The sequence below is a fragment of the Pseudomonas sp. LBUM1666 genome, from assembly GCF_059695775.1.
The window spans coordinates 182,448-207,667 of sequence record NZ_CP166789.1 but is presented as its reverse complement, the minus strand read 5'-3'; the positions used below and the strand labels follow the sequence as shown (position 1 = coordinate 207,667).

The window sequence follows — 25,220 nt, the reverse complement described above, 5'->3', positions numbered from 1 at the left end:
GAAAGAAACGCGGTGACTGGTTTTAGGGCTGCTTCGCAACCCAACGGGGCGATGCGGCGGTCCGACAAGCCCCCTCGCCACAGGTCGACAATAAGGCAGAATTGCGCACCACGCAGCAGGAAGCTTCCCATGCTCAAAACCCTCGCGGTAGCCAATTACCGCTCGATCAATAAATTGGTGATTCCGCTGGGCCGGTTGAACCTGATCACCGGCCCCAACGGTAGCGGCAAATCCAACCTCTACCGCGCGTTGCGCCTGCTGGCGGAAACCGCTCAGGGCGGCGTGGTCAATGCCTTGGCCCGCGAGGGTGGACTGGATTCGACCTTCTGGGCCGGCCCGGAAAACATCAGCCGGCGGATGCGTAATGGTGAGGTCCCGATCGAGGCGACCGTTCGACACGGCGCCAAACGCCTGCGCCTGGGGTTTGCCGGGGAAGATTTCAGCTACTCGATCGCGCTGGGTCTGCCGGAGCCGAGCCTTTCCGAGTTTTCTCTGGACCCGGAAATCAAGAAGGAATGCATCTGGTCCGGCCCGTTTTACCGCCCGGCCAGCCTGCTGGTGGATCGCGACGGGCCGATGATCCGCACCCGGGCCGATCGCAGCTGGGAGGTGCTGGCCCAACACACGCCGAATTTCGACAGCCTGTTCGATCAGGTCGGCAGCTTTCGCACCTCGCCGGAAGTCCTGCAGCTGCGTGAATTCATCCGCCGCTGGCGGTTCTATGATCACTTTCGCAGCGACGCCGACGCGCCGGTGCGCCAACCGCAATTGGGCACCCGCACACCGGTGCTGCATCACGACGGTCGGGATTTGGCGGCCGCGTTGCAGACGATCCGCGAAATCGGCGATGTCGACGCTTTGCAGACTGCGATCAGTGACGCCTTCCCCGGCGCGAGACTGAACATCGCGCCGCTTCAGGGTGGTCGGTTTGCGATCGAGTTTTACCAGGAAGGATTGTTGCGGCCCTTGTCGGCGGCCGAGTTGTCGGACGGGACCTTGCGCTATTTGCTGCTGGTCGCGGCGCTGCTGACGCCTCGGCCGCCGACGCTGATGGTGTTGAACGAGCCGGAAACCAGTCTGCACCCGGACCTGTTGCCAGCGTTGGCGCGGTTGATTATCCGTGCGTCGGAGCAGTGTCAGGTGTGGGTGGTGTCCCATGCGCGGCGGTTGATCTCGGCGTTGCAGGAGGATCCGGAGTGCAATTGCATTGTGCTGGAGAAGAACCTGGGCCAGACCGGGATTGTCGGGCAGCGGATGCTGGATGAGCCGGCGTGGTATTGGCCGGATTGATTGGCTGGGCTTTAGATCCACCCCCTCACCCTAGCCCTCCCGAAGCGTCGGACCGCCCCGAGGGGCGAGGGGACTGACCGAGTTGTACTTTCGAGTTGCATCGACCTGAAAGTCCGAGTCGAACTCAGGTTCTGAAAGGCCCCCAATCTGCTCCCTTTCCCCCTCTCCCCCGTGGGGAGAGGGATGGGCGGGCGGCGTTCCGATGAGGGGTGATCTTAGACCCACCCACATTTCAAAATCCAATCACCCCTGCCACTTCCCACCCTCGACAATCACGCTCTCAGGCTTGGTGTCATCGCTCAGCTCTTTACGCACATATTGGTCATACAGCTTGAGCAAAAACTTCTCTTCACCCAGCTTCGCCAACTCGACATTCACCCAATCACGCAGCTCGATATTGCCCTTCTTCACCGCCGGCGCAATCGGTGCTTCAGCGCCCAACGTCTGGGTCAGCACGCGATAGCCAGGGTTCTGCTTCGCCCAACTGAACAGCACCAGATTGTCCTGCGCATACGCATCACCGCGCCCATTGGCCAGCGCTTGCAGAGATTCAGAGTTTTTCTCGAACTTCAGCAGTTTCCAATCCGGGTGGTTCTTGGTCAGCCAGATATCGGCCGTAGTGCCGGTGGTGACGATGGTGGTGCGAGTCGCCAGATCATCAAGGTTTTTCACTGAACTGGCCTGCGGCACCAGCGCCTGCACGGCTACTTTGAGGTTCGGGTTGGTAAATTCCACCGCTTCCTTACGCTCGGGGGTAACGGTCATGTTGGCCAGAATCAAATCGACCTTGTCACTTTGCAGGAACGGAATCCGGCTCGCCGGTTCTACCGCGACGAACTCGACCTTGTTCTCATCGCCCAACAGGTCTTTGGCGAATTGACGGCCGATGTCGGTATCGAAACCGACATAACGCCCGGCTTCATTGACGAAACCAAAGGGCGGTTTATCAGTGAAAACACCGACGATCAGCTTGTCCCGTGCTTTGATTTTTTCCAGATAGCTGACACTGGTGGCCGCCGGTTTGGCGGGCTCTTCGGTTTTGTTGCAACCGGCCAGCAACGCGAGGCCGAGCAGCGGGAGTAGCAGCAGAGAAGACTTGGCAGTTTTCATAGCAGTTCCAGTTCCTTTGTTTGAGTCGTTTTGGGTAGTGCGGCGACGTAGGAGAACTTCTCCAGGAACTGCTGCGCTCGTGCGGTTTGCGGGTTCGTAAAGAAAATCCCGGGAGGGTTTTGCTCAAGGATTCGCCCGGCATCCATGAACACAATGCGGTCAGCCACGGCGCGTGCGAAGGCCATTTCGTGGGTGACGATCAACAGGGTCATGCCCTCTCGGGCCAGCCCTTGAATGACTTCCAGCACCTCCTTGACCATTTCCGGGTCGAGGGCGGCGGTGACTTCATCGAACAACATGACGTTCGGGTTCATGCACAGCGAACGGACGATGGCGATGCGTTGTTGCTGGCCACCGGAGAGCTGACGTGGGAAGGCATCGCGCTTGTCCGAAAGGCCCACGCGCTCAAGCAACGCTTCGGCCTGAGCACGGGCCTCGCGACGGTCGCGTTTCTGCACTTTGACCGGGCCGAGCAGCAGGTTGTCGAGCACGCTCATGTGCGGAAACAGGTGATAACTCTGGAACACCATGCCGATCTGCTGCCGCACTTCGCGCCAGTCGGTGCCCTTGTCCAGCAACTCGCGACCGGAAAAATTCAAGCTGCCGCTGTGGGCGACTTCAAGACCGTTGAGGCAACGCAGTAAGGTGCTTTTACCGCAGCCGCTGGGGCCGAGGATGACGATTACTTCGCCTGACTTCACTTGCAGGTCGATCTCTTTGAGCACCTGCTGCTCGCCGAAAAACTTGTTGAAACCCTTGAACTCGATCAATGCGCTCATGCTTGCGTCCAGCGCCGCTCCAGCACGCGCGAGGCGGCCGACAGCGGGTAGCAGATGAAAAAGAAAAACAGGAACAGTGCGCCGTAGATCAGCACCGATTCGTAAGTGCGCTCGATGATTTGCTGGCCGACCTTGATCACGTCGACCACGCCGATCAGCACCGCCAGGGAGCTGGTTTTGATGATTCGCGTGTAGACGTTGATGGTCGGCGGCGTCATGCGTTTCAGCGCCTGGGGCAGCAGCACGTAACCGTAGAGTTGCGGGCCGTCCAGGCCAATCGACAACCCTGCCTCACGCTGACCGCGCGGCAACGAGTGCAACGCACCGCGCACCACTTCCCCGACTTCGCTGGCACCCCACAGCGACAGCACCAGTACCGCGCACCAGAAGCTCGGAATGCTCAGGCCGAAGAAAATCGGCAGGCCAAAAAACAGTAAGTACAACCAGACCAGTACCGGGATTGCCCGGAACAATTCCAGGTAGACCCGCAGGATTGCGTTCAGCCATTTCGAATTCAGCGTGCGCAGCACACCGTAAAGCACGCCGCCAACGGTGCTGATGGCGATGCTCAGGAAAGAGATCGACAAGGTTTGCGCAGCGCCCTTGCCCAATTGCGGCAACGACACCCAGAGCAACTCAAGACCCGAACTGGCCATGCTGGAGCCTCCTTTCCAGACGGCTGAGCAACAGCGACAGCGGCAAAAACAGCAGCACACAGATCAACGTCAGCACGGCGAGCATTTCGTAGGTTTTGTAGTAGAGCGCGATGTAGCTTTTGGTGGTGTAGAGAATCTCCGGCACCGCCACCGCCGAGACCACGGTGGTTTCCTTGAGCAGGAAAATGAAGTTGGCGAACAGCGACGGCAGGCTGAGGATGCCGGCTTGCGGCAGGATCACGTAGCGCAGCAATTGCCCGTGGGACAGGCCAATGGAGCGGCCGGACTCGAGTTGCGCCTGAGGCACCGCGTCGACGCCGGCACGCAGCACTTCGGTGAGGTAGGCGCCACCGAGGAAGGTCATGGTGATGATCGCCGCCGCAAAGCCCGAGACCTTGATACCCAAAGCCGGCAAGGCGAAGTAGACGAAGAACAGTTGAATGAGCAGTGGTGTATTGCGCGCCAGTTCCACGTACAACCCGACCAGGCGCTGCAAGTAAGGCGTACGGAACACCAAGTTCATTGAACATCCTGGACGCCGCAGGGTAAGCGACGGTGGTGCAGTCCATGGGCAGTGGATAACTACCCGGCAGGCACCGACTTTAAAGGTATAAAGAGAAGAATTTAAATACCGTTAAAGCATATTGATATCACGCAAAAAACTATCCTCCGAATTTGCTGCGGCAGCGGAAGACGACTATTTTTCTTTGCGCTGTAGGAAGGATCTTTTTTTCGGATTACCCCTCCAAGGACGCACAGCTTTTGGCCAGACTCCCCGGCCGAACCATCACAAGGAAGAGAAAATGGCTGACGTAAAAGTGCCACAGCGGCTGGATCCGCAGGACATCGTGAAGTGGTTGATGGCGTTGCGCAGGGCGTTGAAGGCGCAGGCGGCCTGAACCTCCTGAACCACACAAATCCCTTGTGGGAGCGAGCTTGCTCGCGATAGCGGTGGATCAGGCGATTCAAATATTGAATGTCAGTCAGCCATCGCGAGCGCTCCCACGGGGGTTTCGCACGAGCACACAAAAACGCCGACGCTACTGTTAGCCGTCGGCGTTTGAAACCTTGAAGGGTTTGATGCTGCGTCGAATCAGAACGCCGGCAATACCGCGCCGCTGTACTTCTTCGCGATGAATGCTTTCACTTCAGGACTGGTCAAAGCCTTGGCCAGTTTCTGGATGGCTACGCTGTCCTTGTTGTCCGGACGAGCCACCAGGAAGTTCACGTAAGGCGAATCTGCACCTTCGATCACCAGCGCGTCTTTAGCCGGGTTCAGACCTGCTTCCAGTGCGTAGTTGGTGTTGATCAGGTCCAGGTCAACCTGGTCCAGTACACGCGGCAGCATGGCCGATTCCAGTTCCTTGAACTTGAAGTTGTGCGGGTTCTTGGCGATGTCTTTCGGGGTAGCCAGAGCGTTTTTCGGGTCTTTCAACTCGATCAGGCCAGCCTTCTGCAGCAGGAGCAAGGCACGACCGCTGTTGCTGCCTTCATTCGGCAGAGCGATGGTTGCGCCGTTTGGCAGATCAGCCAGTTTTTTGTACTTCTTCGAGTAGCCACCGAACGGTTCAACGTGAACGCCGATCACGGTTACCAGGTTAGTGCCTTTGCCCTCGTTGAAGTTTTTCAGGTACGGCAGGGTCTGGAAGTAGTTGGCGTCCAGACGCTTCTGGTCAACTTGCACGTTCGGCTGAACGTAGTCGGTGAAGACTTTGATTTCCAGATCCACGCCTTCTTTGGCGAGGGTGGGTTTGATCAGTTCCAGAATCTCGGCGTGTGGAACCGGGGTCGCCGCAACCACCAGTTTCTCGCCAGCCTGGGCCAGGCCCGCGGTCAGGGCAGCCGCCAATGCGGTGAACAACAGAACCTTTTTCATGCAGTGTCCTTATCGAAAATCACGGTCGTCATCGACGACGGCTTGTTTAGTACGAGTGCCAGTGAAGTGCTATCGCTGGCGTGACGCGGACAATACCGGGATTTTTTATTCCCGAACAATATCTTTTATTCACTTTCATATTCCATTTTGTTCATACAGATCGCTATAGCGTCTGCGTCAGGCTTTCGAGCAAATGCTTGAGTGCAGATCGCTCGGCAGCCGTGCCGTTTTTAATCAGCCGAGCAGCTTGTTGCTCGATCTGCACCAATGACGGCGGCGCCTCGGGCAGATTCAAATGCTCCGGCAAAATCTCATCGCCGGTACTGACCAGCAACGCGAAGTGAATGACGTTTTCCAGCTCCCGGGTGTTGCCCGGCCAACTGTGTTGCTCTAACAAATGCTGCGCGGCTTCGCTGATCAGCGGCACCGGCAGTTCCAGGCGCTGGCTATAGATGCCGAGGAAATATTCCGACAGCGACAAAATATCGCCCACCCGTTCACGCAAGGCCGGCAGTTCGAGCTGGCCCTCGCTGAGGTAGTGGTAGAGCCGCTCATGGAATTTTCCAGCGGCCACCGCTTGGGCCAGGTCGATACTGGTCGCGGCGACCAGGCGCACGTCCACCGGGCTTGGATGGTGAGCGCCAACACGCGAGACTTCGTGGTTTTCCAGGGCCGCGAGCAATTTGATCTGGATCGGTAGGGGCAGGTCGCCGATCTCATCCAGGTAGAGCGTCCCGCCGTTGGCAGAACCGAACCAACCCGCACGACTGCTGGCGGAACCGCTGTAACTGCCAGCGGCATAACCGAACAATTCAGCATCAGCGTAGGTCGGACTAATCGCGCCGCAATTGACCGAGACGAACAACCCGCCACGATCACTCGCGCGATGGATGTGCCGCGCGAGCAACTCCTTGCCGCTGCCGGTTTCGCCACGGATCAACACCGAGATCGAACGCGGCGCCAATAGCTCCAGCTCCTGGCGTAACTGACGCGAACGCGGATCGACAAACACCAGCGCCTTGGCGCGAATGCTCAGGGGACTTTTTTCTGCATCGGGGAAGGTCAGCAGCGGCTGACCGAAGGCTTCAAAACTCATGGCAGACTCCCGCCCTAAACCGCCGGGAGACGGGGGGCGTTGTTTTAAAAAACAAAAGCAAAAAAAAGAAAAGGTTCAAGCACGTCGCAGGGCGTGGTGTTCCATTCGGTTTTGCAGGCGATAGAGATAGGCAAAACCCTGCTCCCAGCGTTGGTGACCGGACTTCACGTTGATGTGTCCGGCACCCGACAAAATCCCCGCCTCGGCGCCCCAGTGACGTGCCAGTTCCAATGCACGCGGTGTGCTCACGGCGCTGTCGTTGTCGGAGCTGACAACCTGACTCGGGAACGGCAGCAAGTGGGTCGGAATCGGCGCGAAGTTGCGCAGGGCCGGTGCGCAGGCCGGACGTTCGACGTCCGCCGGGGCGACCAGCAAGGCGCCGCGAACCTGACGCAAAAATTGCACGGGCGCGGTGGCAGCCCAATGCGCGACAGTGATGCAACCCAGGCTATGGGCGATCAGGATCACCGGCGTGCTGTCGGCGGCAATCGCCTCAGCCAGTGCCGCGACCCAGTCTTCACGACGCGGCGTCAGCCAGTCGGCCTGTTCCACCCGCGCGCTGTTCGGCAGGCTGTTCTGCCAATGGCTTTGCCAATGATCTTCTGGCGATCCTTGCCAGCCCGGCACAATCAGGTAGCGAATTGATTCGTTGCGCATGGGGGAGCTCTCCTGCTGCGTGTCTGTTCCCGAGCAAGTATAGGGAGGAGAGTTATATTCGCTAAGGAATAAGAAGCTATTTATTAAGATCTATAAAGAATATGCGGCAGTTTGGAGCAGGCAAAAAAAGGGGCCGCACCCTGCCAAGGAGACGGCCCCGGAAACTCAAAATCTGCTAGCGCGAACAACAGCACTGAATGCGATGATTGACTGAAACGGTTATCTAATAAAGGAATATTTAATTACTTTATTAGATCCAAAACGCATATATCAATCAGCGATACCGTAACCACCACGCAACCCTGCTTGCGTCATAACGTATCGCCCTTTTGGGTCAGATTGATGACGGGCGCCTTTGCCGTTTTGAGTTTCCGAGAGCATCGATCAAGCCTGAGCGGCACGAACCTCCTGCGCCTCTGCTGTTTCCTTGCGTACAAACCGGTTCGCCCGCCCAAACGTCCCGAAATCATTGAACCGCACGCCCATCTCGCGCATCACCTTATGCGCCAGCGGTACGGTCATCTGGCGGATGTAAAACGGTTCTTTCACCACAAAGTGATGGATGCCGTGGCTGCTGCCGAAGTTGAAGCAGAACGCCTGCAACGGCCACATCCACCAAGGGTTCAGCACCTGAGTCTGCTGAATCACGTTGCCCGGCTCCACGTCACCGTAGTAGTGCATGTTCGAGCTGACGAAATGCAGGCAAAAGGTACGCAACACGTTTGGCCCGATGACCACCACGGCAGCGATATCGATGACCTGCATCACCGACAAAGTAGTCGCCGACCATTCGATCGACGTTCCCATCAGATAGGCGATGCCATTGGCCGCATGGAAGCCCAGGAACATGTACCAGGCGCCCCAATGCACCAGCGCCAGTGGCGCGTAGACCTTCAGCGCACGTTTGATGATGCTGATCTTCTGGGCCCAGGTCTTGGCCCGCAGCATACGGATGAACGCCGACATCACGTTGTCGCCGACCATCAACAGCCGCGCGAAACCCCAAGGCTCGCCGTTGGTGATGGCGCGCTCTTCCATATCGGATTCTGTGCCGGAGACTTTGTGGTGATTGAGGTGCAGATGCCGGCGAATCCACGGATTGATCGTGCTCGGCCGCGCCAGCCACACCAGTCCCATCATCAAGTTGTGCGGTACGCGCTGTTTGCGGAAGTACATGCTATGAATCAGGTCGTGTTCCAGCTCGTGAGTCAGCGAGGCAAAAAATGCGTTGAGCAACAGGCATGCCCACCACACCATGTGCCCGGCCATGTAGAGCGTCGCCGAGCCAATCATGCCGACCAGCGCGAAGGCCAGAATGCCCGCGCCCAAGGCGTCCTGATGGTTGAGAATCGGGTAGCGCTGACGCAGTTCGACCCCCTTGGCCAGCACCACTTGGCGAATATGCGCTGATCGCTGAGCGGCATTCAGTCGCTGGGGACTTGCAGAAGTACCGTGCATGCTTCCATCCTCTGGTTATTGATGTTCGCATCCTGCCTTGTGAACCCTCGCAAAGCGGTAGCCGTGAACGCCAACCTGTTGACCGGAAGCGCCAATCAGCATGACTGAACCGACCTCCCTCGCCAGCTGGACCCGCGCCCTGCGCAAGCAACTCGATGCGCTGGGCCTCGACAGCACCGCCCTGTGCCAACAGGCGGGGCTCGACCCGCAACTGATGGACGACCCGAACGCCCGTTACCCGTTGTCCGGCACCACGCGCCTGTGGGAAATCGCAGTGCAAGTCAGCGGCGACCCGGCGATTGGTTTGCGGGTATCGCGCTTCGTCAGCCCCACCACGTTTCACGCACTCGGTTATGCGCTGGTGGCCAGCGGCAGTCTGCGCGAAGTGTTCGAGCGCATCGTGCGTTATCACCAGGTGGTCAGCGATGCCCTGGATCTGGAACTGACTCGCGCCGAGGACCGCTACCGCTTCCGCCTGAAAATCCCGCCAGGCAATCCGGCCCCGGCCTTCGAAGCCATCGACGCCTTCACGGCGATTTACGTGCGCACCTGCCGCAATCGCCTGGGCCGCGATTACGCCCCGCTGGCGGTGTACCTGCGCCGCCCGGAACCGGCGGACCCGCATCAATGGCACAAAGTATTCCGCTCACCGGTGTACTTCGCCGCCGATGAAGACCGACTGGAATTCGCCATCGTGGACTTCGACAGCCACCTGGACGACGCCAACCCGGAACTGGCCGAGCACAACGAAGCCGTGCTCAAACGCACCCTCGCCCAACTCAAACCCCTGACCTGGGAACGTAAGGTTCGCGACGCCATTGAAGAGCAATTGCCGGAAGGTGAGCCCAGCGCCGAACACATCGCCCAGGCCCTGCACCTGAGTTTGCGCAGCCTGCAACGGCATCTGGCGGACGAGGGTTGCCGGTTCGATACGCTGCTCAACGAGAGTCGCGAGAACCTGGCGCTGCTGCACCTGCGCGATCCGCAATGCTCATTGAGCGAGATCAGCTATCTGCTGGGATTTGCGGACACGAGCAGCTTCAGCCGCGCATTCAAGCGCTGGACCGGGATGACACCGGGACAGTTTCGGGATGGGTTGCGGTAAAGGATCCGGGAGGTGTATTGCTTCGTCTGGCCTCATCGCGAGCAGGCTCGCTCCCACAGTCGACCGCATTCCAATGTGGGAGCGAGCCTGCTCGCGATGAAACCAGACCAGACGCTACAGAAACGCCTCAGCGCCCTCGATCTCGCCGCAACAACTTGCGCACTCGCTTCACCAACTCGCTCACAGCAAACGGCTTGAGCAGGTAATCATCCTCATGCAACTCCAGATCGCGCAGGCGATCCTCGATGCCGTCTTTGGTGGTCAGGAACAGCACCGGCGTATCACCGAGCTTGCGGATCTGCTGCAGCAACTGCCATCCATTGAGCCCGGGCAGCATCACGTCGAGGATGATCAACTCGTATTCGCCAGACTCGATGAAACGACGGCCGTCCATACCGTTGACCGCCACATCGACTGAGTAACTTGCCTCGCTCAGACCTTTAGCCAGGAGTTTGGCGGTCTCAGGTTCGTCTTCCACTAACAGCACACGCATGGCACACCTCGATTGTCGTCATCACAGGCTAGGCGCCTTCGCGTCCAAAGCCCACCACTAACGCCGGGTTTTAGATAATCGCCAACATCCGCAATCGTTGCGCATCCAGAATCTCGATCTCGCCGTACTTAAGATTCACAATCCCCTGCCCCTGCAAGTCATTGAGAATCTGATTGGTGGTCTGGCGTGACAGCGACAGCATCGATGCCAATTGTTCCTGGGGCAGTTGCAGCACACGTCGCGGCGGGTCGATTTCGCCGTAACCCTCAGCGATCATCAGCAAGCGATGAGCCAGTCGAGCGGCGGTTGGCATGAGGCTCAGTTGTTCGAGATTGATGAAGGTCAGGCGCAGTTTCTGGCTCATCAGCAATGCCAGTTGCCGCCAGTACGCCGGTTGTTCATCAAGCAACGTGAGCATCACGGTTTGCGAGATGTGCAACAGGACGCAATGACCCAGACCGAACGCATCATGAGTGCGCGGCTGACCATCAAACAGACAGATTTCGCCGAACCAGTGGGGCGACTCCACCAGGCTCAACAGCGCCTCCTTGCCCTGCTCGCCCACTGCGCCGATCCGCACCGAACCTTCGAGCACCGCGTACAGCCCACACGGTGGATCGCCGCGCTTGAACAGCCGCTGGCCTGGCGACAACCGCCGCACCCTGGCGGCGGCCAGCAGACTATCCTGTAATGAAACAGGTAAATGGCTGAACCACTGGCCGCTCATCAGGCGTGGACGCCAGACCTGCATATCCATGAAAACTCCTAGAGATTGTCGCCTGCCTGACAGAGCGAAATGTGGACCCGGGGCATGATCCATCACCCTACAGGAGGAATAACAATGAAAAGCCTCGTTGACCATCTCAGTCAATACGCCGCTTACCACCGTGACCCGCGCAATATTGCCAGCCACTTTATCGGGATTCCGCTGATCGTTGTCGCCGTTGCGGTGCTGCTGTCACGGCCGCAATGGGTTGGAGGCTGGGTTTCACCGGCGGTGCTGGTCGCACTGGCGTCGGCGTGGTTTTACCTGCGCCTGGAGTTGCGCCTCGGGGTGTTGATGACGGTGTTGCTGGGGCTGTGCGTTTGGGCGGGTCAGGTTCTTGCGCAGCAAAGTACGCTGGTGTGGCTTGCGAGCGGGATCGGGATGTTTGTGGTGGGTTGGGCGATTCAGTTTGTCGGCCATCATTACGAAGGGCGCAAACCGGCGTTCGTCGATGATGTGACGGGGTTGATTGTCGGGCCGTTGTTTGTGGTGGTTGAGTTGGCGTTTTTGCTGGGGTTGCGGCATGACCTGAAAGAGCAGATCGAAGCGCGGGTGGGTGGGGTGCGTCTGCGTCAGAAAAACGCTGCGGCGTAGGACGCCTTCGCGAGCAGGCTCGCTCCCACAGGGGAATTGTGAACGACACAAATCACTGTGGGAGCGAGCTTGCTCCGGGCGGCGCTCCGACGATGCTTTAGATGTTGGCGAGTTTTTGCCAGACCTTGGGCTTGAAGAACAAGGTTTCACCCTTCGCCAACCCGATCAGGCTGTCGTGATCTTTCACCACTTCGGCTTCGATCAATTCGCTCTGGCCTTCGACCTTCAGCGTCACCCGTGTCGTCGCGCCCAACGGACGAATATCCCGCACCTCGGCCGCGTGGTGATCCTCCAGCTCATGACGCGACAGCGACACTTCGTGCGGACGGAACAGCACATGGTTGTCTTCACCCAGATGCAACCGGTTCGAGTCACCCAGGAAGTGATAAACGAAATCGCTGGCCGGGTTTTCGTAAACGTCGCCCGGTGAGCCAATCTGCTCGATCACGCCCTTGTTCATCACCACGATGCGGTCGGCGACTTCCATCGCCTCTTCCTGGTCGTGAGTCACGAACACCGAGGTCAGGTTGATGTCTTCGTGCAGCCGCGCCAACCAGCGACGCAGTTCCTTACGGACCTTGGCGTCGAGGGCGCCGAAGGGTTCGTCGAGCAGCAAGACTTTTGGTTCCACCGCCAGCGCGCGGGCCAAGGCAATACGTTGACGCTGACCGCCGGAGAGTTGTTCCGGGTAGCGATCCGACAACCAATCCAGTTGCACCATGTTCAGCAGCTCGTGGACTTTCACCGCGATCTGGCTTTCGCTCGGGCGCTGGTTTTTCGGCTTCATGCGCAGGCCGAACGCGACGTTGTCGAACACCGTCATGTGACGGAACAGCGCGTAGTGCTGGAACACGAAACCGACGTTGCGATCACGCACATCGTGACCGGAGACGTCTTCACCGTGGAACACGATGTTGCCCTTATCCGGGGTTTCCAGACCGGCGATGATCCGCAGCAGGGTGGTCTTGCCGCAACCGGACGGGCCAAGCAGCGCCACGAGTTCGCCGCTTTGAATGTCCAGGCTGATGTTGTCCAGCGCCTTGAACGCGTGAAAATTCTTGCTGACGTTACGCACTTCGATCGACATGACTTATTCCTCCGCGGCGCTGGCGCGCAGGCGGTTAATACGGTTTTCGCTCCACTGCTTGAGCAGCAGGATGAAGAGCGCCAGGATCAGCAACAGGCTCGCCACGGCGAACGCGGCCACGTGGTTGTATTCGTTGTAGAGGATCTCGACGTGCAGCGGCAGGGTGTTGGTCACCCCGCGAATGTGCCCGGAAACCACCGACACCGCACCGAACTCACCCATGGCCCGCGCCGTACACAGCACCACGCCATAGATCAGGCCCCATTTGATGTTGGGAACGGTGACGTGCCAGAACATCTGCCAGCCATTGGCCCCGAGCAAGCGCGCGGCCTCTTCTTCCTGCGTGCCTTGTTCCTGCATCAGCGGGATCAGCTCGCGCGCCACGAACGGCACGGTGACGAAAATCGTCGCCAGCACAATGCCCGGCAACGCGAAGACGATCTGGATGTCATGGTCCTGCAACCACGGACCAAACAGGCCTTGAGCACCGAACATCAGCACGTAGACCAGACCGGCGATTACCGGTGACACCGAGAACGGCAGGTCGATCAGCGTGACCAGCATACTTTTGCCACGGAACGAGTATTTGCTCACGCACCATGCAGCGCTGACACCGAACACCAGGTTCAGCGGCACTGAAATCAGCACGGCGATCACCGTGAGTTTCAGGGCCGACAAAGCGTCGGGTTCGAAGATCGCGGTGAAGAACGCACCGATTCCGAGCTTTAGGCCCTGAGACACCACGATCACCAGCGGCAGCAACAGGAACAGAGCGAACACCAGCCAGCCAAGGCCGATCAGGATTCGCCGCGATGAAGCACTGCCACGGCGGGCGGCGTTCGAGGAAGCAGCAGCAATAGACGATTGGGACATTTCTGCGCCTCCTTATGGGGTTTCGATGCGCCGCTGCAGCAAGTTGATCAGCAGCAACAGGACGAAGGAAACCACCAGCATCAGTACACCAATGGACGTGGCGCCGGTGTAATCGTATTGGTCGAGTTTGACCATGATCAGCAGCGGCAGGATCTCGGTTTTCATCGGCATGTTGCCGGCGATGAAAATCACCGAACCGTACTCGCCGACCCCGCGGGCAAAGGCCAACGCGAAACCGGTCAGCCAGGCTGGCAGTAGCGCGGGCACCAGAATATGGCGGAAAACCTGTAGCGGTTTTGCGCCCAGGCATGCCGCCGCTTCTTCCACTTCACGCGGGATATCAGCCAATACTGGCTGTACGGTACGTACTACGAATGGAAGTGTCACAAAAGTGAGGGCAAGGGTGATGCCGAGGGGGGTATACGCGATCTTGAAACCCAGGTCCGCTGCAAACTGACCCACCCAACCATTGGGCGCGTATAGCGCAGTCAGCGCGATACCGGCCACGGCGGTGGGCAATGCGAAGGGTAAGTCGATCATCGCATCGATGACTTTGCGTCCAGGGAAGGTGTAGCGCACCAGCACCCAGGCCAGCAGCGTGCCGATGATGCCGTTGATGATCGCGGCATAGAGCGCGGTGCCGAAGCTGAGCTTCAGCGCCGCCAGCACCCGTGGCGCCGAGATAATCGCCCAGAACTGGTCCCAGGTGAGTTGAGCGGCATGCACGAACATCGCCGCCAGTGGAATGAGCACAATCAGGCTGAGGTACACCAAGGTGTAGCCCAGCGTCAGCCCGAAGCCGGGTATGACGGGGGAGATACGACGCGACATAAAAGTCCTTGGTTGAGAACGCGCAAAGCCCCGAACGTAAATCCGGGGCTCGTTTATGGCTTATTTCAGGTTATTGCGCCTGATAAATCTGGTCGAACACGCCACCGTCGTTGAAGAATTTCGGTTGAGCGGTTTTCCAGCCGCCGAAATCCTTGTCGATGGTCACCAGATCCAGTGTCGGGAACTGTTTGGCGTACTTGGCGGCAACATCCTTGTCACGTGGACGATAGAAGTTTTTTGCCGCGATTTCCTGGCCGGCCGGGCTGTACAGGTGCTTGAGGTACGCTTCGGCGATCTCGGTGTTGCCCTTTTTCTCGGCGTTCTTGTCGACCACGGCTACCGGAGGTTCGGCGAGGATCGACAGCGAAGGCACGACAATGTCGAACTTGTCAGCGCCACCGTCTTCTTTCAGAGCCAGGAAGGCTTCGTTTTCCCAGGCCAGCAACACGTCGCCCTGACCGTTGTTGACGAAGGTAATGGTCGAACCGCGAGCACCGGTGTCCAGCACAGGAACGTGTTTGAAGAGGGTTTGCACGTATTCCTTGGCTTTCGCTTCGTTACCGCCATTGGCTTTCAGGCCATAGGCCCACGCCGCGAGGAAGTTCCAGCGTGCGCCGCCGGAGGTTTTCGGGTTCGGGGTGATGACTTCCACGCCGTCTTTGGTCAGGTCGCCCCAGTCCTTGATGCCTTTAGGGTTGCCCTTGCGCACCAGGAACACGATGGTCGAGGTGTAAGGCGTGCTCGCTTCCGGCAGACGCTTCTGCCAATCCGCTGGCAGGGTCTTGCCGAGTTTGGCGATTTCGTCGATGTCACCGGCCAGGGCCAGGGTCACCACGTCGGCACGCAGACCGTCGATCACTGCCCGGCCCTGCTTGCCCGAACCACCGTGGGACTGCTGGATTTTCACGCTGTCGCCAGCGTGGTCTTTCTGCCAGAACTTGACGAATTCAGCGTTGTAGTCCTGATACAGCTCGCGAGTCGGGTCGTACGACACGTTGAGCAGTTCGTAATCCTTGGCAACCGCGGAACCAGCAAAAAGGGCACTGGCCAGGGCGGCCAAAGCGAAATGACGAATCGACGACATGGTGAAAGCTCCTGGAATTCTGATTGTGTTGGCTTTTTCTTATGGTGTGCTGGTATCGGGTTGCCGGTTTTTAACTCGGTTTGTTGCTTGGGTTCTGCAACCGGAATTTCTCTTTGCGTTCGATCTGGACCACTTGGGCGTTGTGCACGGTGATTTCCACTGCGCCAAAACGCAGATCGCGCAGGGCGCTCTGGATCTCACGCAAAATGGTTGCTTCGTGCTGGCCGTCAACGCTACGTAGGGATGCGCTCATGGTGCTGCTCCTTCAACTAGAGGTTGCCTGGCAGTGGCGAGACTGCTTGCGGCGTGAGACCAATAGTAGATAAGCGCGGATATTCTTAAAAAGACTATTTAAGAATTTTAATATAACCAAAAGTCCAATCAGTGCTGGAGAATCTGTGGAATCCGGTCCCAATCCAGCTGCCCGGCCGGCACCGGCCGTCCAAACCAGTACCCCTGCCCCAGATCGCAGGCGTGTTCGAGCAGGAAACCCGCCTGCTCGACCTGCTCGATCCCCTCGGCATGAACCTGCATGCCCATGCTCTGGGCCAGCGCAATGATCACCCGCACAATCGCCGCGTCATCCTCATCCCACGGCAACCCCGCAACGAAGCCCTGATCGATCTTGAGTTTCTGTACTGGCATCCGCTTGAGGCGCAGCAACGACGAATAGCCTGTACCGAAATCATCGATGGCCAGCCGCACACCTAATTCACGCAACCTGTGCATTTGCTCCAGCGCGACTTCCGGGTCATCCATCACAGCGCTCTCGGTAACTTCCAGCTCCAGACAGGCAGGGTCCAGCCCGGTTTCGTTCAGCACCTTCGCCACCTGCCCAAACAGCTCACGGCGGGCGAACAATCGAGAAGAAACATTCACCGCGACAAACGACAACATCACCCCGGCCTGTTGCCACTGGCACATCTGCTCACACGCCTGGCGCATCACCCAAGCATCAATTTCGGCGATCAGACCGGTGCGCTCGGCAATGGGAATGAATTCTGCCGGCGACACCAACCCTCGCTGCGGATGCTCCCAGCGCACCAATGCCTCGACGCCGATCAGGCGGCTGGTCTTGAGGTCGTGAACCGGCTGGTAATAAACCCGCAGCTCCTGCTGCTCCAGCGCACGGCGCAATTCGAATGCTGTCTCGACCCGTTGCTGGGCATGGACGGTCAATTCTTCGGTATAGAGGGCGTAGCCGTTGCGTCCGGCACTCTTGGCCTTGAACAGGGCCGAGTCGGAGTTGCGCAACAGCTGCTCGGCGCTCAAAGCGTCGCCGGGGAACAGGCTGATGCCGACGCTGATATTGACGAACAACTGATGCCCGTCGATCTGGAACGGCTCTTCGAGGCCATCGATGATCCGCTGAGCCAGCGCCGCCGCGTGCACGATTTGCGGACAGCTTTCAGCCAGCACGGCGAACTCGTCACCGCCAAGGCGCGCCAACGTGATCCCCGGACCGACCATCGCTTTCAAACGCTCGGCCACGCCCTTGAGCAACTGGTCCCCAATGCTATGCCCGAGGCTGTCGTTGATCATCTTGAAGTGATCAAGATCGATCATCAGTAACGCGCAGCCGCGCTTGTGGATCTGCGCCGAAGCCAGGGCCTGCTCGGTGCGGTCGGTGAACAGCAAGCGGTTGGGCAGATCGGTCAGCGGATCGTAGTGAGCCAGATGCGTCAGCTCATGTTCGGAGTTCTTGATTGCGCTAATGTCGGAAAACACTGCCACGTAATGGCTGCGCCGCCCCCTCTCATCGTCAATGACACGGATGGTCTGCCATTGCGGGTAGATCTCGCCGCTTTTGCGGCGGTTCCAGATTTCTCCGCTCCACTCGCCGGTACTGTTGAGTGTCGCGAACATCGCCTGGTAGAAAGCCGGCGGATGATGACCGGACTTGAACAGACTGGGGCGCTGGCCGAGTACCTCCTCGCTCTGATAGCCGGTGATTGCCATGAAGGCGCGGTTTACATGGACGATCAACCCTTTGTTGTCGGTAACCAGCACCCCTTCACGCGTGCAATCGAACACCGCGGCCGCCTGACGCAAACGCTCGCGGTCTTCAGTGCGCTCACGCAATTTTGCGCCGATCCCCAGACAACGGAACAATCGCGCCCGGGCGAGGAAAATCAGACCGGCACTGAATACCACCCAGGCGTAACCGTTGATCAGTTGCCATCGCATTAGCTCTGCGGAGCTATCGAAGAAACTGTTCAATAAATAACCGCTGAACAGCAGCCAACCTATAGAAACCAAAAGGTAAAGCAGTGCTGCACGCGAAGCATCGCGATAGGTGGCAGACATTTGGCCGTCCATGTCCCTGCAAAAAGGATGGAATTATAGTTTAAAGAAACATCCAGCCACTTTTATCTGAAAGGGCGACTGGTTTTATCTGTGGGCTAAGTGATAATGCAACGGCTGTTTTTTTCTTTATCGAGGGCCCAATAGCCTATGTGGTACGAAGGTTTTCTCGGCTTGTCGCCCTGGTCACTGGTGGCAGTCACCCTGCTGATGACCCACGTGACGATCATCGGCGTCACGGTCTATCTGCATCGTTATTCAGCCCATCGCTCGCTCGAGCTGAATGCGGGCCTGAAACATTTCTTCCGCTTCTGGCTGTGGCTGACCACGGCACAGAACACCCGCGAGTGGACCGCTATCCACCGCAAGCACCACGCCAAATGCGAAACCGTCGATGACCCGCACAGCCCGGTTATAAAGGGCCTGTCCACCGTTCTGCGCAAAGGCGCCGAGCTGTACCGTGCCGAGGCGGAAAACCCCGAGACCCTGCGCATCTATGGCAAGAACTGCCCCGAAGACTGGATCGAACGCAACCTGTACAGCCGTTTTCCTCTGCTGGGCGTGGCGATCATGGGCGTCATCGACCTGCTGCTGTTCGGCACCATCGGCATCACCATCTGGGCCATCCAGATGATGTGGATCCCGGTCTGGGCCGCCGGCGTGGTCAATGGCCTGGGCCATGCCATCGGCTACCGCAACTTCGAATGCCGCGATGCGGCGACCAATCTGGTGCCTTGGGGCATCCTGATCGGCGGCGAAGAACTGCATAACAATCATCACACCTACCCTAATTCGGCAAAACTGTCGGTGAAGAAGTGGGAATTCGATCTCGGCTGGGCCTGGATCCAGGTCTTCAGCTTCCTGCGCCTGGCCAAGGTTCAGCGCGTCGCGCCAATCGCCCATCGGGTCGAAGGCAAAGGCAACCTGGACATGGACACCGCCATGGCGATCCTCAACAACCGCTTCCAGATCATGGCCCAGTACCGCAAATTGGTGATCGCACCGCTGGTCAAACAAGAGCTGGAAAAGGTCGATCACTCGGTCCGCCACCAGTTCCACCGCGCCAAGCGCCTGCTCTCGCGGGAAACCAGCCTTCTGGATGACAAACACCACATTCGCATCCAGACCATGCTCGAGCACAGTCAGGCGCTGAAGGTAATTTACGAGAAACGCCTGGCCTTGCAGCAGATCTGGGTCAAGACCAGCTCAAATGGTCACGACATGCTGGCCGCCATCAAGGATTGGGTACACGAAGCCGAAGCCAGCGGGATTCAATCCCTGCGCGACTTCGCCGATCAATTGAAAACCTACTCCCTGCGTCCCGCCGCAGTCTGACGCCGTTGATCGGTGCGCCCTGTTCGTGGGCGCACCCTTCGGAACTAAGCTCCAAATCCCCTATCTCAAAGACACTTCGCCATCCAGGCGGGCCCTGGTATTGGCCGCTTTCGAACCTCGAGCGGCACACGCCCTTTGAGATTTTGTGTCGATGGTCCATAAAAACCTACAAGACTCATCCCTCCCGCAGTGGCCCGAGGCCGCGCAAACCCTGCTGGCGCTTATGCATGCACAAGGCGAAGTGGCACGCCTGAGTGAACGCGAACAGCTGTTCAGCGCTTTACTGGTGAGCGTCAACGCGGTGCTTTGGGCCTTCGACTGGGAATCCCGTCGGGTGCTCTATGTCAGCCCCGCGTATGAACGGATTTTCGGCCGCTCTGCAGGCTTGTTACTGTCCGACTACAACGAATGGCGCGACAGCATTTACCCCGACGATCTGGACTATGCCGAACGCAGCCTGGCCGACGTACTGGTCAAAGGTGCCGATGAAGACCGCGAATACCGAATCATTGCCGCCGACGGCCAGGTCCGCTGGCTCAGTGACAAGTGCTTCATCAACCGTCAGGCCGAGCCGGGGCAACCGGTGATCATTGTCGGCATTGCCGAAGACATTACTGATAAAAAGCAGATGGAAACCGAGCTGCAACGCCTTGCCACCACTGATGTGCTGACCCAGAGCAGCAACCGCCGACACTTCTTCGAATGCGCCCACCGTGAATTCGAACAGGCACGGCACCAAGGCACGCCGCTGGCATTCCTGCTGCTGGACATCGATGACTTCAAAGTGATCAACGATTCCTACGGCCACCAGGAAGGCGACAACGTGCTGCAACGAATCGCCGAGAGCGGTCGCGCGGCATTGCGTCGCGGTGATGTGTTCGGGCGAGTTGGCGGTGAGGAATTCGCAGCAGTGTTTCCCGGCTGCGCGCCAGACATGGCCATGCAAGTGGCCGAGCGCCTGCAACGGGAGATTCAGCGATTGAGTTTCAGCCATGGCGACCAGACGTTCGGCATCACCGTCAGCCAGGGCCTGACCAGCCTCACCGCCGAGGACGAAAACGTCGACAGCCTGTTTGCCCGCGCGGATGCGGCAATGTACACAGCCAAACGCCAGGGCAAGAACCGCATCATTTCCGGTTGACCCTGAATCCAGACCCAACACTAATCCACTGTGGGAGCGAGCTTGCTCGCGAAGGCGGACTAACAGCCACATTGATGTTGACTGTGCGGGCCTCTTCGCGAGCAAGTCGGATCGCCGCACCGTCGCTCCCACAGGTTTTGTGTGATGCCTATTTTTTGCGCAAACGCATCAATTCTGGCAATCCGATCTTGAGCAACCGCGCCGTCCGGCTCTTCGCCAGGTCCTCAACGCCCTCATGCTCGGTCAGACGCGCCAGTTGCGCAGCCATGTTCATCACCAGCGCTTCGCGGGAGTAAACCCCGCCACCGAACTGGTAGACCGCCGCAATCAGCTCTCGCAGCTCCAGCGGCAGGCGCCAGCGAGTGCGAAGCGCCGAACCATAAGCCGCGCCGAATTCGGCCAGCGCCTCGCCAACCTCCTCCCATTCATCCAGCTCACCACCGGCCTGCTTCCACTCCTGCAAACACCGCAACAGCGCCAGGTCGCCGAGGCGATGCAGCATGCCGGCGCAATAACAACGCTCCTGATCCAGATCCAGCAAGCGCGCCAGGGTCCGGCCATACTCGGCGGTGCGCAGCGACAGCTCCCAATAGCGCTCGGCATAGTCGGCCAGAAACGGCTCGCTAAGGCGGGCACTGCGCTTGAGGGCCAGCCCCAGAATCAGGTTCATGCTTTGTCCGGTGCCGAGGCGGTGCAGCGCCTGGGACAGGGTTTGTACGGCGGCGCCATGATGCTGGGCCGCGCTGTTGGCAGCGGCGATCAGCACAGCGGTGATTTGCGGATCGGTACGGATCTCGTCATGCAGCAGTGTCAGATCGAGGCCGTTGGGATTGAGACTACGTTTGACCGCCAACTGTACGTCGGTCATCAGTGGTGCGCCGTCCGCAAATTCACGACGACGCTCCAGGTAAACCGCCAACGTCATGCCTGGCGACAGCGAAGGCGTTTCGCAATGCAGCTCTTCACCGGCGTTCAGCAGCAAGTCCTGCAGGCGGTGGGTCAGGCTTTCCATATTCAGGGGTTTGGTCAGGTACGCCGCCGGCGCCAGGGGCAAGACTTCGCGAACGCTGGCGCTGTCGTTGCGGCTGCTCATCAGAATGAACGGCAGCGGCGGATTACGTTTGCGCTGGCGGACATTGCGCAAGACATTCAAACCATCGATGCCAGGTAACGCCCAGTCGACGATCACCAGATCGTAAGGATTTTCCGCCAGAAGCTCTAGCGCCTGCTGACCATCGGCACACAGATCCAGCCGTGCGTCGCAGCGCACATTCAACAACACTTGCTTGAGCAGGTCGCGGGACCAGGGGTCGGCCTCGGCAATCAGCACTCGCGGTGCAGCGGGTAACACCACAGCAGTCATTTACACACTCCAAAGTCGTGCTTGCACCTTAGTCAATACCGGCCATTCGATACAGCGCATTTGCCATCGATGGGTTCCTGGGACACAAAAAAACCCGCCGAAGCGGGTTTTTTTGTCGATTAGTTCACAAATCGATCAGAGCTTGGAGATCACAGCTCGGAGAAGCACTCTTCGATGATCGCCAGACCTTTGTCCAGCTGCTCGTCCGGCGAAGTCAGCGGTACCAGGACGCGCAGAACGTTGCCGTAAGTGCCGCAGGACAGCAGGATCAGACCCTTGTCGCGAGCCTTGGCCACCACGGCGGCTACCGCTGGAGCGTTCGGCTTGTGGCTGTCGCCATCAACGAACAGCTCGACCGCGATCATCGCGCCCAGGGCACGGACTTCGCCGATCACCGGGTATTTGGTCTGGATGGCTTTCAGGCCAGTGACCAGACGCTCGCCGACAGCCTTGCAGCGGTCCAGCAGGTGCTCTTCTTCAAACACTTCCATCACGGCCAGGGCCGCGGCGCAAGCGATCGGGCTACCGGCATAGGTGCCGCCCAGGCCGCCTGGAGCAATGGCGTCCATGTATTCGGCCTTGCCGCACACACCGGCCAACGGGAAGCCGCCAGCGATGGATTTGGCGAAGGTAGTCAGGTCGGCAGCAACGCCCATCTGTTCCATGGCGAAGAAAGTACCGGTACGGCCAGCGCCGGTTTGTACTTCGTCAGCGATCAGCAGGATGCCGTGCTGGTCGCACAGAGCGCGCAGACGCTTCATGAACTCTTTAGGCGCGACGTAGAAACCACCTTCGCCCTGAACCGGCTCGATGATGATTGCAGCGATGTCACGCGGCTCGGCGTCGTTCTTGAAGATGCGTTCGATGCTGGCGATCGAATCGTCGATGCTCACACCGTGCAGTTCGTTCGGGTACAGCGCGCGGAAGATGCCGCCTGGCATCAGGCCCATGCCGGCCGAGTAAGGCACGACTTTACCGGTCAGGCCCAGGGTCATCATGGTGCGACCGTGGTAAGCGCCGGTGAACGCGATCACGCCGGCACGGCCAGTGGCGGCACGGGCGATTTTCACGGCGTTTTCAACGGCTTCGGAACCGGTGGTCACCAGCAGGGTTTTCTTGGCGAAATCACCCGGCACCTTGGCGTTGATTTTTTCGCACACTTCTACGTACGGTTCGTAAGCCAGCACCTGGAAGCAGGTGTGGGTCAGCTTGTTCAGCTGCTCGGTCACGGCGGCGATGATTTTCGGGTGCACGTGGCCGGTGTTCAGTACGGCGATACCGCCGGCGAAGTCGATGAACTCGCGACCTTCAACGTCGGTCACGGTGGCATTCTTCGCGGACTCGGCGAAGATCGGGTGAATCTGGCCAACACCGCGTGGTACAGCGGCTTCGCGGCGTTTCATCAGGGATGCGTTAGTCTTGCTCATAAAGTCCTCATTCACCGCTCATCGGGCGGCGTGGTTCAAGGAAAATGCGGCGGGGAGGCAACTACGGCAGCATGCGATGATCGACTGCCACAGCGTTCCCGACCACAGAGAAAATTCCGTTTGAAGCGCGCAAAGGGACAGCGCTCTCGTGCCCTTTGCGTTTGAAGCAATGCCTTGCCGGGCTTAGATGCCCAGGCAGAGGTATTTGATTTCCAGGTAATCTTCGATGCCGTACTTGGAGCCTTCACGGCCCAGGCCCGACGCCTTGATGCCGCCGAACGGCGCGACTTCGTTGGAGATCAACCCGGTGTTGACGCCGACCATGCCGTATTCCAGGGCTTCAGCCACACGGAACACACGACCCAGGTCGCGAGCATAGAAGTACGAAGCCAGACCGAACTCGGTGTCGTTGGACATCGCGATCACTTCGGCTTCGTCTTTGAAGCGGAACAGCGGAGCCAATGGACCGAAGGTTTCTTCCTTGGCCACGGCAGCGTTTTTCGGCACGTTGGTCAGAATGGTTGGTTCGAAGAAGTTGCCTTCCATGACCTTGCCACCCGCCAGAACGGTTGCGCCTTTGCTGATCGCGTCAGCAATGTGCTCTTGTACCTTGGCCACGGCTTTTTCGTCGATCAGCGGGCCAGTGGTGGTGCCCTCTTCCAGACCGTTACCGATCTTGAGTTTGGCCACGGCCACTTTCAGCTTCTCGGCGAACGCGTCGTAGACCGAATCCTGAATGTACAGACGGTTGGCGCAGACGCAGGTCTGGCCGTTGTTGCGGTACTTGGAAATGATCGCGCCTTCGACGGCCTTATCCAGGTCCGCGTCGTCGAACACGATGAACGGCGCGTTGCCGCCCAGTTCCAGGGACACTTTCTTGATGTCCTTGGCGCATTCAGCCATCAGCTGACGACCAATTTCGGTCGAGCCGGTGAAGGACAGTTTGCGCACGATCGGGTTGCTGGTCAGCTCGCTGCCGATGTCGCCGGCGCTGCCGGAAACAACACTGAACACACCGTTTGGAATGCCGGCACGCTGGGCCAGTTCAGCCAAAGCGAATGCCGAGAACGGAGTTTGCGAAGCAGGCTTGAGCACCATGGTGCAACCGGCGGCCAGGGCCGGGCCGGCTTTACGGGTGATCATCGCAGCCGGGAAGTTCCACGGGGTGATTGCAGCGGTCACGCCAATTGGCTGCTTGATCACGATCAGGCGCTTGTCTGGCTGGTGGCCCGGAATCACGTCACCGTAGACGCGCTTGGCTTCTTCAGCGAACCACTCGATAAAGGAAGCGGCGTAAACGATTTCGCCCTTGGCTTCGGCCAATGGCTTGCCTTGTTCGAGGGTCATCAGGCGAGCCAGGTCGTCCTGGTTCTCGATGATCAGTTCGAACCAGCGACGCAGCTTGTTGGCGCGGTCCTTGGCGGTCAGTGCACGCCAGGCCGGCAGCGCTTTGTCAGCGGCTTCGATCGCACGGCGGGTTTCGGCAGCGCCCATTTTCGGCACGGTGCCCAAAATTTCGCCCGTTGCCGGGTTGTTGACCTTGATCGTCTGACCATTGTCCGCATCAACCCAAACGCCATCGATAAAGGCTTGCTGGCGGAACAACTGGGTGTCTTTAAGCTGCATGTCGGCTTTCCTTAACAGCACCGCGGCAAGCGCGGAGCGAATTATGATTGTAGAAAGGCGCCTTATAGGCTGCCGTCAGGGAAATCATTCACCGGGCTGAAGCACATAAATAGCGCACTGATTGAAACTCGTGCGGTTCAGCACCCAGACAAGAGCGTTTGAAATCTCGAACGAATCCTAGGATCAATGCCGGGAAAGGACAATAGGGCGTTCGAAAAAAAGAACGAAAACGCCGCATTTGCCTAATTTTTCTGATCAACGTAGCAACC

The 25,220-nt window shown here is 58.8% G+C and carries 23 protein-coding genes and 1 pseudogene; 5 read left to right on the top strand and 19 right to left on the bottom strand.

Annotation, left to right across the window (positions count from 1 at the left end; translation table 11 throughout):
- The first annotated feature begins 129 nt into the window (after positions 1-129).
- Entirely contained in the window at positions 130-1,290 is a 1,161-nt protein-coding gene (locus ACA056_RS00915) for an AAA family ATPase (protein ID WP_497269815.1), read from the top strand.
- Positions 1,291-1,533: 243 nt separating this feature from the next.
- Here the strand turns inward: ACA056_RS00915 and ACA056_RS00910 are convergent, their stop codons facing one another.
- From ACA056_RS00910 to ACA056_RS00875, 8 genes and pseudogenes are all read right to left on the bottom strand, one after another.
- Positions 1,534-2,400, bottom strand: coding sequence for a transporter substrate-binding domain-containing protein (locus ACA056_RS00910; RefSeq protein ID WP_497269813.1), 867 nt, complete (start codon positions 2,398-2,400; stop codon positions 1,534-1,536).
- Positions 2,397-3,179, bottom strand: coding sequence for an amino acid ABC transporter ATP-binding protein (locus ACA056_RS00905; protein ID WP_497269812.1), 783 nt, complete (start codon positions 3,177-3,179; stop codon positions 2,397-2,399). Before ACA056_RS00905 ends, ACA056_RS00910 begins: the two co-directional genes overlap by 4 nt.
- On the bottom strand, positions 3,176-3,835 hold the full coding sequence (locus tag ACA056_RS00900; protein WP_046047295.1) for an amino acid ABC transporter permease: 660 nt from the start codon (positions 3,833-3,835) through the stop codon (positions 3,176-3,178). Before ACA056_RS00900 ends, ACA056_RS00905 begins: the two co-directional genes overlap by 4 nt.
- Positions 3,816-4,352: pseudogene (locus ACA056_RS00895) on the bottom strand (amino acid ABC transporter permease); the annotation flags it as partial. The gene ACA056_RS00900 and the pseudogene ACA056_RS00895, both read right to left, overlap by 20 nt.
- A 576-nt stretch (positions 4,353-4,928) precedes the next feature.
- Positions 4,929-5,711 (bottom strand): MetQ/NlpA family ABC transporter substrate-binding protein, encoded by a 783-nt coding sequence (locus tag ACA056_RS00890; protein WP_008032521.1) that lies wholly within the window; start codon positions 5,709-5,711, stop codon positions 4,929-4,931.
- Between the two features lie 163 nt (positions 5,712-5,874).
- A complete protein-coding gene (locus ACA056_RS00885; RefSeq protein WP_497269809.1) occupies positions 5,875-6,807 on the bottom strand; it encodes a sigma 54-interacting transcriptional regulator in 933 nt (310 codons plus the stop codon).
- A 75-nt stretch (positions 6,808-6,882) separates the two neighbouring features.
- Positions 6,883-7,464, bottom strand: coding sequence for an alpha/beta hydrolase (locus tag ACA056_RS00880; protein ID WP_223432440.1), 582 nt, complete (start codon positions 7,462-7,464; stop codon positions 6,883-6,885).
- Positions 7,465-7,848: 384 nt separating this feature from the next.
- A complete protein-coding gene (locus tag ACA056_RS00875; RefSeq protein ID WP_497269806.1) occupies positions 7,849-8,922 on the bottom strand; it encodes a fatty acid desaturase in 1,074 nt (357 codons plus the stop codon).
- Between the two features lie 100 nt (positions 8,923-9,022).
- Between ACA056_RS00875 and ACA056_RS00870 the strand changes: the two genes are divergently transcribed.
- Positions 9,023-10,027, top strand: coding sequence for an AraC family transcriptional regulator (locus ACA056_RS00870; protein ID WP_497269804.1), 1,005 nt, complete (start codon positions 9,023-9,025; stop codon positions 10,025-10,027).
- 127 nt (positions 10,028-10,154) lie between these two features.
- Here the strand turns inward: ACA056_RS00870 and ACA056_RS00865 are convergent, their stop codons facing one another.
- Positions 10,155-10,520, bottom strand: coding sequence for a response regulator (locus ACA056_RS00865; RefSeq protein ID WP_223432435.1), 366 nt, complete (start codon positions 10,518-10,520; stop codon positions 10,155-10,157).
- A 70-nt stretch (positions 10,521-10,590) separates the two neighbouring features.
- The gene (locus ACA056_RS00860) at positions 10,591-11,277 is read right to left on the bottom strand and encodes a Crp/Fnr family transcriptional regulator (RefSeq protein WP_497269802.1); all 687 of its coding nucleotides are present in this window, start codon (positions 11,275-11,277) and stop codon (positions 10,591-10,593) included.
- An 84-nt stretch (positions 11,278-11,361) separates the two neighbouring features.
- Here ACA056_RS00860 and ACA056_RS00855 point away from each other — a divergent pair, with 84 nt between their 5' ends.
- Entirely contained in the window at positions 11,362-11,880 is a 519-nt protein-coding gene (locus ACA056_RS00855; RefSeq protein ID WP_497269800.1) for an Mpo1 family 2-hydroxy fatty acid dioxygenase, read from the top strand.
- A gap of 97 nt (positions 11,881-11,977) precedes the next feature.
- On the opposite strand, the gene ACA056_RS00850 is transcribed toward ACA056_RS00855, so the two are convergent.
- The 6 genes from ACA056_RS00850 to dibA form a co-directional block, all read right to left on the bottom strand.
- Positions 11,978-12,967, bottom strand: a complete 990-nt coding sequence (locus ACA056_RS00850; RefSeq protein WP_046047288.1) for a sulfate/molybdate ABC transporter ATP-binding protein — start codon at positions 12,965-12,967, stop codon at positions 11,978-11,980.
- 3 nt (positions 12,968-12,970) lie between these two features.
- Positions 12,971-13,840, bottom strand: coding sequence for a sulfate ABC transporter permease subunit CysW (gene cysW, locus ACA056_RS00845; RefSeq protein ID WP_007899636.1), 870 nt, complete (start codon positions 13,838-13,840; stop codon positions 12,971-12,973).
- Positions 13,841-13,852: 12 nt separating this feature from the next.
- Complete coding sequence (gene cysT, locus ACA056_RS00840) at positions 13,853-14,671, bottom strand: sulfate ABC transporter permease subunit CysT (RefSeq protein WP_007899634.1); 819 nt, start codon at positions 14,669-14,671, stop codon at positions 13,853-13,855.
- A 70-nt stretch (positions 14,672-14,741) separates the two neighbouring features.
- Positions 14,742-15,755, bottom strand: coding sequence for a sulfate ABC transporter substrate-binding protein (locus ACA056_RS00835; RefSeq protein WP_497269797.1), 1,014 nt, complete (start codon positions 15,753-15,755; stop codon positions 14,742-14,744).
- Between the two features lie 70 nt (positions 15,756-15,825).
- Positions 15,826-16,008, bottom strand: coding sequence for a sulfur starvation response protein OscA (gene oscA / locus ACA056_RS00830; RefSeq protein ID WP_497269795.1), 183 nt, complete (start codon positions 16,006-16,008; stop codon positions 15,826-15,828).
- Positions 16,009-16,136: 128 nt separating this feature from the next.
- Positions 16,137-18,062 (bottom strand): phosphodiesterase DibA, encoded by a 1,926-nt coding sequence (gene dibA / locus ACA056_RS00825; protein ID WP_497269793.1) that lies wholly within the window; start codon positions 18,060-18,062, stop codon positions 16,137-16,139.
- 147 nt (positions 18,063-18,209) lie between these two features.
- On the opposite strand from dibA, the gene desA reads away from it, so the two are divergent.
- Both desA and ACA056_RS00815 read left to right on the top strand, forming a co-directional pair.
- Positions 18,210-19,394 (top strand): delta-9 fatty acid desaturase DesA, encoded by a 1,185-nt coding sequence (desA, locus tag ACA056_RS00820; protein ID WP_056745676.1) that lies wholly within the window; start codon positions 18,210-18,212, stop codon positions 19,392-19,394.
- Positions 19,395-19,545: 151 nt separating this feature from the next.
- Positions 19,546-20,535 carry a GGDEF domain-containing protein gene (locus ACA056_RS00815; protein WP_497269791.1) on the top strand — a complete coding sequence of 330 codons (990 nt, stop codon included), beginning with the start codon at positions 19,546-19,548 and terminating at the stop codon, positions 20,533-20,535.
- Between the two features lie 148 nt (positions 20,536-20,683).
- Here ACA056_RS00815 and ACA056_RS00810 read toward each other — a convergent pair whose 3' ends face one another.
- From ACA056_RS00810 to gabD, 3 genes are all read right to left on the bottom strand, one after another.
- Complete coding sequence (locus ACA056_RS00810; protein ID WP_497269789.1) at positions 20,684-21,898, bottom strand: HDOD domain-containing protein; 1,215 nt, start codon at positions 21,896-21,898, stop codon at positions 20,684-20,686.
- Between the two features lie 149 nt (positions 21,899-22,047).
- On the bottom strand, positions 22,048-23,325 hold the full coding sequence (gene gabT, locus ACA056_RS00805; RefSeq protein WP_497269787.1) for a 4-aminobutyrate--2-oxoglutarate transaminase: 1,278 nt from the start codon (positions 23,323-23,325) through the stop codon (positions 22,048-22,050).
- A 183-nt stretch (positions 23,326-23,508) separates the two neighbouring features.
- Positions 23,509-24,951 carry an NADP-dependent succinate-semialdehyde dehydrogenase gene (gabD, locus tag ACA056_RS00800; RefSeq protein ID WP_497269785.1) on the bottom strand — a complete coding sequence of 481 codons (1,443 nt, stop codon included), beginning with the start codon at positions 24,949-24,951 and terminating at the stop codon, positions 23,509-23,511.
- Positions 24,952-25,220: the final 269 nt, after the last annotated feature.

Coding starts and splice junctions, on each gene's coding strand:
- ACA056_RS00915 (WP_497269815.1), top strand. CDS start 130: ATGCTCAAAACCCTCGCGGTAGCCAATTACCGCTCGATCAATAAATTG.
- ACA056_RS00910 (WP_497269813.1), bottom strand. CDS start 2,400: ATGAAAACTGCCAAGTCTTCTCTGCTGCTACTCCCGCTGCTCGGCCTC.
- ACA056_RS00905 (WP_497269812.1), bottom strand. CDS start 3,179: ATGAGCGCATTGATCGAGTTCAAGGGTTTCAACAAGTTTTTCGGCGAG.
- ACA056_RS00900 (WP_046047295.1), bottom strand. CDS start 3,835: ATGGCCAGTTCGGGTCTTGAGTTGCTCTGGGTGTCGTTGCCGCAATTG.
- ACA056_RS00890 (WP_008032521.1), bottom strand. CDS start 5,711: ATGAAAAAGGTTCTGTTGTTCACCGCATTGGCGGCTGCCCTGACCGCG.
- ACA056_RS00885 (WP_497269809.1), bottom strand. CDS start 6,807: ATGAGTTTTGAAGCCTTCGGTCAGCCGCTGCTGACCTTCCCCGATGCA.
- ACA056_RS00880 (WP_223432440.1), bottom strand. CDS start 7,464: ATGCGCAACGAATCAATTCGCTACCTGATTGTGCCGGGCTGGCAAGGA.
- ACA056_RS00875 (WP_497269806.1), bottom strand. CDS start 8,922: ATGCACGGTACTTCTGCAAGTCCCCAGCGACTGAATGCCGCTCAGCGA.
- ACA056_RS00870 (WP_497269804.1), top strand. CDS start 9,023: ATGACTGAACCGACCTCCCTCGCCAGCTGGACCCGCGCCCTGCGCAAG.
- ACA056_RS00865 (WP_223432435.1), bottom strand. CDS start 10,520: ATGCGTGTGCTGTTAGTGGAAGACGAACCTGAGACCGCCAAACTCCTG.
- ACA056_RS00860 (WP_497269802.1), bottom strand. CDS start 11,277: ATGGATATGCAGGTCTGGCGTCCACGCCTGATGAGCGGCCAGTGGTTC.
- ACA056_RS00855 (WP_497269800.1), top strand. CDS start 11,362: ATGAAAAGCCTCGTTGACCATCTCAGTCAATACGCCGCTTACCACCGT.
- ACA056_RS00850 (WP_046047288.1), bottom strand. CDS start 12,967: ATGTCGATCGAAGTGCGTAACGTCAGCAAGAATTTTCACGCGTTCAAG.
- cysW (WP_007899636.1), bottom strand. CDS start 13,840: ATGTCCCAATCGTCTATTGCTGCTGCTTCCTCGAACGCCGCCCGCCGT.
- cysT (WP_007899634.1), bottom strand. CDS start 14,671: ATGTCGCGTCGTATCTCCCCCGTCATACCCGGCTTCGGGCTGACGCTG.
- ACA056_RS00835 (WP_497269797.1), bottom strand. CDS start 15,755: ATGTCGTCGATTCGTCATTTCGCTTTGGCCGCCCTGGCCAGTGCCCTT.
- oscA (WP_497269795.1), bottom strand. CDS start 16,008: ATGAGCGCATCCCTACGTAGCGTTGACGGCCAGCACGAAGCAACCATT.
- dibA (WP_497269793.1), bottom strand. CDS start 18,062: ATGTCTGCCACCTATCGCGATGCTTCGCGTGCAGCACTGCTTTACCTT.
- desA (WP_056745676.1), top strand. CDS start 18,210: ATGTGGTACGAAGGTTTTCTCGGCTTGTCGCCCTGGTCACTGGTGGCA.
- ACA056_RS00815 (WP_497269791.1), top strand. CDS start 19,546: ATGGTCCATAAAAACCTACAAGACTCATCCCTCCCGCAGTGGCCCGAG.
- ACA056_RS00810 (WP_497269789.1), bottom strand. CDS start 21,898: ATGACTGCTGTGGTGTTACCCGCTGCACCGCGAGTGCTGATTGCCGAG.
- gabT (WP_497269787.1), bottom strand. CDS start 23,325: ATGAGCAAGACTAACGCATCCCTGATGAAACGCCGCGAAGCCGCTGTA.
- gabD (WP_497269785.1), bottom strand. CDS start 24,951: ATGCAGCTTAAAGACACCCAGTTGTTCCGCCAGCAAGCCTTTATCGAT.